At 73.9% G+C, this 4743-nt stretch carries 5 protein-coding genes; 3 read left to right on the top strand and 2 right to left on the bottom strand.

Features of this window, described 5'->3' with window-relative positions; translation table 11 throughout:
- Both ABNT58_RS10210 and ABNT58_RS10205 read left to right on the top strand, forming a co-directional pair.
- The coding region (locus ABNT58_RS10210; protein WP_348753375.1) for an AAA family ATPase at window positions 1-1607 on the top strand (1607 nt) is incomplete at its 5' end.
- Between the two features lie 5 nt (window positions 1608-1612).
- Window positions 1613-2416, top strand: coding sequence for a general secretion pathway protein GspB (locus ABNT58_RS10205; protein ID WP_348753374.1), 804 nt, complete (start codon window positions 1613-1615; stop codon window positions 2414-2416).
- A gap of 41 nt (window positions 2417-2457) precedes the next feature.
- On the opposite strand, the gene ABNT58_RS10200 is transcribed toward ABNT58_RS10205, so the two are convergent.
- On the bottom strand, window positions 2458-2871 hold the full coding sequence (locus ABNT58_RS10200) for an H-NS histone family protein (protein WP_348753373.1): 414 nt from the start codon (window positions 2869-2871) through the stop codon (window positions 2458-2460).
- A gap of 53 nt (window positions 2872-2924) precedes the next feature.
- Here ABNT58_RS10200 and ABNT58_RS10195 point away from each other — a divergent pair, with 53 nt between their 5' ends.
- Window positions 2925-4514 (top strand): MFS transporter, encoded by a 1590-nt coding sequence (locus ABNT58_RS10195; protein ID WP_348753372.1) that lies wholly within the window; start codon window positions 2925-2927, stop codon window positions 4512-4514.
- Window positions 4515-4529: 15 nt separating this feature from the next.
- Here the strand turns inward: ABNT58_RS10195 and ABNT58_RS10190 are convergent.
- Window positions 4530-4743 (bottom strand): tripartite tricarboxylate transporter substrate-binding protein (locus tag ABNT58_RS10190; protein ID WP_348753371.1); only part of this gene is annotated, 214 nt, incomplete at its 5' end.

Here is a 4743-nt window from a genome sequence, read left to right as displayed (position 1 = left end):
GCGGCGGCTTCGTGCTGCTGACCGGCGAGATCGGCGCCGGCAAGACCACCGTGTGTCGCTGCTTCCTCGAGCAGATCCCGACGAACTGCGACGTGGCGTACATCTTCAACCCCAAGCTCTCGGTGCTGGAGCTGCTGAAGACCGTGTGCGACGAGTTCCACATCGCCCCGCCGCCGGCCGGCGCCGGCGCGACGGTCAAGGACTATGTGGATGCGCTCAACGCCTTCTTGCTGCAGGCGCATGCGGCCGGACGCAACAGCGTGCTGGTGATCGACGAGGCGCAGAACCTTTCGGCCGACGTGCTGGAGCAGCTGCGGCTGCTGACCAACCTGGAAACCAGCGAACGCAAGCTGCTGCAGATCGTGCTCATCGGCCAGCCCGAGCTGCGCGGCATGCTGGCCAGCCCGGCGCTAGAGCAGTTGGCCCAGCGGGTGATCGCGCGCTACCACCTCGATGCGCTGACCGCGCCCGAGACCGCGCAGTACGTGGCCCACCGCCTGGCCGTGGCCGGGCTGCAGACCGCCCTGCCCTTCGACCGCGATGCGCTGGCGCGGGTGCACCAGCGATCGCGCGGCGTGCCGCGGCGCATCAACCTGCTGTGCGACCGCGCGCTGCTGGGCGCTTATGCCCACGGCAGCCCGCGCGTGGGCCGCCAGCTGGTGGACCGCGCCGCCGCCGAAGTGTTCGGCGGCGATGCGCCGGCGGTGCGCCGCCCCGCTGGCCGCCGCGCCTGGGGCCTGGGCCTGGCCACCACCGCCGGCGTGGCGGTGGGCGCGCTGGGCGTGGTGGGCGTGGTGGTGGCCTTGCAGGCCGATGGCTGGCGCGGGCTGACCGATGGCACGCGTGCCGCGGGCAGCCTGGCGTTGGCGGGTGCACCGGGCGCCTCGGCGGCCAGCGGCGCGGCGGGCAGCGCCTCGGCGGCCCAGGCCGGCGCGGACGCCGACGGCACGGGCGCAAAGACCGATGCTGCCCTGGCCGCTGCTGCCGCGGGCGCAGGCGGCGCTTCGGCTGCGGCAGCCAGCGCCAGTGACAGCAGCGCCGATGCGCTCGGCGCCCGCCTGCTGGCCGCGCTGCCGGCCGACGAACGCAGTGCCTGGCGGCTGCTGGCGCCGGCCTGGGGCCTGCCGGCCGATGCCGCAGACCCTTGCGCGGCCTGGTCGGCGCTGCGGGTGCAGTGCTTCCGCGGGCCGGCCAACCTGGCCCAGGTGCGCCTGCTCGACCGGCCCGGCCTGCTGACGCTGAGCGATGGCCGTGGCCGCACCGCTTATGCGCTGCTCACCGGCATCGGGGCCGATGCGGCCGAGCTGCAGCTGGCCGACGGCCCGCAGGCCGTGCCGCTGGGCACCCTGGCCGAATGGTGGACCGGCGAATTCGCCACGCTGTGGAAGGCCAGCGGCGCCACCGCGGCCGACGACCCGGCCGCCCTGGCCCGCCGGCTGGACCAGGCGCTGGGCACGCCGCGCGCAGGCGCCGACCTGCGCCAGCGCATCCAGACCTTCCAGCGGGCGCAGGGCCTGCGCGCCGACGGGCTGGCCGGCCCGATGACCGCCATGCAGCTCAACCGCGCCACCGGCGTGGACGAACCCCACCTGGCCCGCGGAAGGTAAGCCCGATGTCCCTGGTCCTCGATGCCCTGAAGAAGGCCGACGCCGAACGCGAGCGTGAGCGCAGCGCCGTGCCCGGCCTGCATGCCCGCCCCCTGCCGCTGGCCGAGGCGCCGCCCGCCCGCACCAGCCCGGCGCTGGCCTGGGGCGTGGCCGCGGTGGCCGTGGGCGTGGCGGGCGCGCTGGGCTGGCAGCTGCTGCGGCCGACGGCAGCGCCGGTGGCGGCGCCGGTGGTGCGGGCGGCGCCCGATGCCGCGCCGATGGCCGCGGCCGGGTCGGCGGCGGCCGGCGGGGCGCCGACGGCGCCCGTTCGGGCGCCCGTTCCGGCGCCTGTTCCCGCGCCAGCGCCCGCGCCCTTTGCAGCGCCAGCACCAGCACCGGCCGCCCTGCGGACGGCTCCGCCAGCGCCAGCCCCCGCGCCCGAACCCCAGCGCCCGTCAGCCGCCCGGCCGGCGACGCCGCCGGTGCCCGCACCGCCACCGGCCATCGCGCGGTCCACGGCCCCGGCGCCGGCCCCCGCCGCGGTGCCCGCACCCCGTCCGGCGCCCGAGCCCGAATCCCCTGCCTTGCGCGAGACCGACCGCGTCTACGACGACCTGCAGGCCCTGCCCGAGGACGTGCGCCGCAGCCTGCCGCGGCTGACCATCGGCGGCGCGATGTATTCCGAATCGCCGGCCAATCGCATGCTCATCGTCAATGGCCAGTTGTTCCGCGAAAACGACCGCCTGGCCGACGACCTGGTGCTGGAGCAGATCGCGCTGAAATCCGCGGTGCTGCGCTATCGCAATTACCGCTTCCGCATCCGCTATTGATGACCCCCGGCAGTCCCGCGCCGGCGGTCATCACCGGGCTTTCAAACCGCGAATTCCTCCAGCTTGCGGCCGGCGGAAATCGCTTCGCGCAGCCATTTCGGGCGCGGACCGCGGCCGCCCCACACATTGCCCGATTCATCGCGGTAACGCGGCTGGCTGGCCACGTTGGAGCGGCGGCGGCCACCGGTGGCCGTGCGCTTGCGGGCGGCCGTGCGGCCACCGGCCGCAGCGCCCCGCGCCTGGCCGAAACCCAGGTCCTCGGCGGTCAGTTCGTAAGCCTCGATCGCTTCCTTGATGCGGGCGACCACGCCGGCCACTTCCTTGCGCCGCACGGCCTCCGCCTGTTGGGAGAGCGCCTCAATCTGCTTTTTCAACTGCTCGTACGTCTTTGTCATGGCCTGATGGTGGGTTACGTCAATATTCACAGCGAAGTTCCACCCGAAGGTGGTTCGCAATTATCGCGATTTGTTGTAGCACTTGGCATACCCAAGTGCGGAAAAGCGCCGACGTGAGCGTTTCCAAGCCTTCGCACTCCATCTGGGCCACGTTGCGGCACGACGTGTTCCGCAGCTTGTGGCTGGCCGGCGGCCTGTATTTCGTCGGCAATGCGATGCAGACGATGGCCGCCGCCTGGATGATGGTCGAGCTCACCGGCTCGGCTTTTCTGGCGGCGCTGGTGCAAACCGCGGTCTTCCTGCCGATGTTCCTGCTGGCCTTGCCGGCCGGGGTATGGGCCGACATCACCGACCGCCGTCGTCTGATCCAGCTGGCCCTGGTGACGCAGGCCGCCACCGGCGTGCTGCTGGCCGCGCTGCTGCTGGCCGGCTGGGCCGGGCCCACCACGCTGCTGGTGCTGATCTTCGTGGCCGGCTGCTGCACCGCGCTGCTGTCGCCAGCCTGGAACTCCACCATCAACGACGCGATTCCGCGCGAGGAACTGCCGCAGGCCATCACCTGCGTGTCCATCGCCTACAACGCGGCGCGGGCGCTGGGGCCGGCGCTGGCCGGCCTGGTGTTCGCGCACATCGGCGGCTCGTGGAACTTCGCGCTGGCGGTGCTCAGCGTGCTGGCCATGATGCTGGTGGTGCGCCGCCACCCGCCGGCGCCGCACCCGCCCTCGCGGCTGCCGGCCGAGCGGCTGTGGGGCGGCATGCTGAGCGCGCTGCGCTTTGCGCGCCACTCGCGGCCGGTGTTCGCCCAGCTGGTGCGCACCGTGGCCTACAGCGGCACCGGCTCGGCGCTGTGGGCGCTGCTGCCGGTGATCGGCCAGCGCCAGCTGGGCCTGGGCGCCGAAGGCTACGGCCTGCTGATGGCCTGCCTGGGCGGCGGCGCGGTGGCCATCGGCCTGGTCATCGGTCCGCTGCGGGCGCGCCTGGGGCTGGAAGTCATCGTCAACGGCGGCTGCGTGGTGTACGGCGGGGTGATGGCTGTGGCCGCGCTGGTGCGCTGGCCGCCGGCGGTGTACCTGGCGCTGGCCATCGGCGGCGCCTGCTGGATGGCGGCGATGTCCACCTTCAACACCGCCACCCAGTCCAGCGCGCCGCCCTGGGTGCGCGCGCGGGCGATGGCGCTGCACACCGTGGGCGCGCTGGGCAGCTTTGCCATCGGCTCGGCCATCTGGGGCGCGCTGTCGGGGCTGTTCGGCCTGCCCTTCACGCTGTGCGTGGCGGCGGTGTGCATGGTGGCCGGCTCGGCGCTGGCGCGGCCGTTTCCGCTGCGCATGGGCGAGCGGCCCGACGTGACGCCGGCGGCGGCGTCCGAGCTGCTGAGCCTGGTCGATGAACCCGCGCCCGAAGCCGGCCCGGTGGCGGTGGAAATCGGCTACCGCATCGCGCCGGAATCGGCGGCCGAGTTCCTGGACGCGGTGGCGGCCCTGCGCGGTCCGCGGCGGCGCGACGGCGCCACGTTCTGGCGGGTGTACCGCGACCTGTCGGACCCGGCGCGCTACGTGGAGCGCTTCATCGTCACCTCCTGGGCCGACTACCTGCACCAGCGCGCCCGCGCCACCCAGGCCGATTCGCACCTGGAAACCCGCGTGCGCTCATTCCTGGCCCCAGGCGAGCCCGTCACGATGCAGCACTACCTCGCCGAAAGGTGAATGGGGCACCCGGCCTCAGGTGCCGGTGCGTGCCCGCTGCGCGGCTTCTTCCTCGATGCGCCGGGCGAAGTCTTCGGCGCTGCCGCCGGTGGGCAGGTTGTCGGCGGCTTGCAGGGCGGCGCGCAGCGGGGGCTGGCGCAGCGCGCGGTTGAGTTCTTCGTTCAGCCGCTGCAGCCGCATGCCCGGCGTGCCGGCGGGTGCGAAGAGGCCGAACAGCGACACCAGGTTG

This window comes from uncultured Aquincola sp. (genome assembly GCF_964001545.1).
Lineage (GTDB): Bacteria > Pseudomonadota > Gammaproteobacteria > Burkholderiales > Burkholderiaceae_C > Aquincola.
The sequence above is the reverse complement of the archived record's forward strand: the minus strand, read 5'-3'. Positions and strand labels throughout refer to the sequence as shown.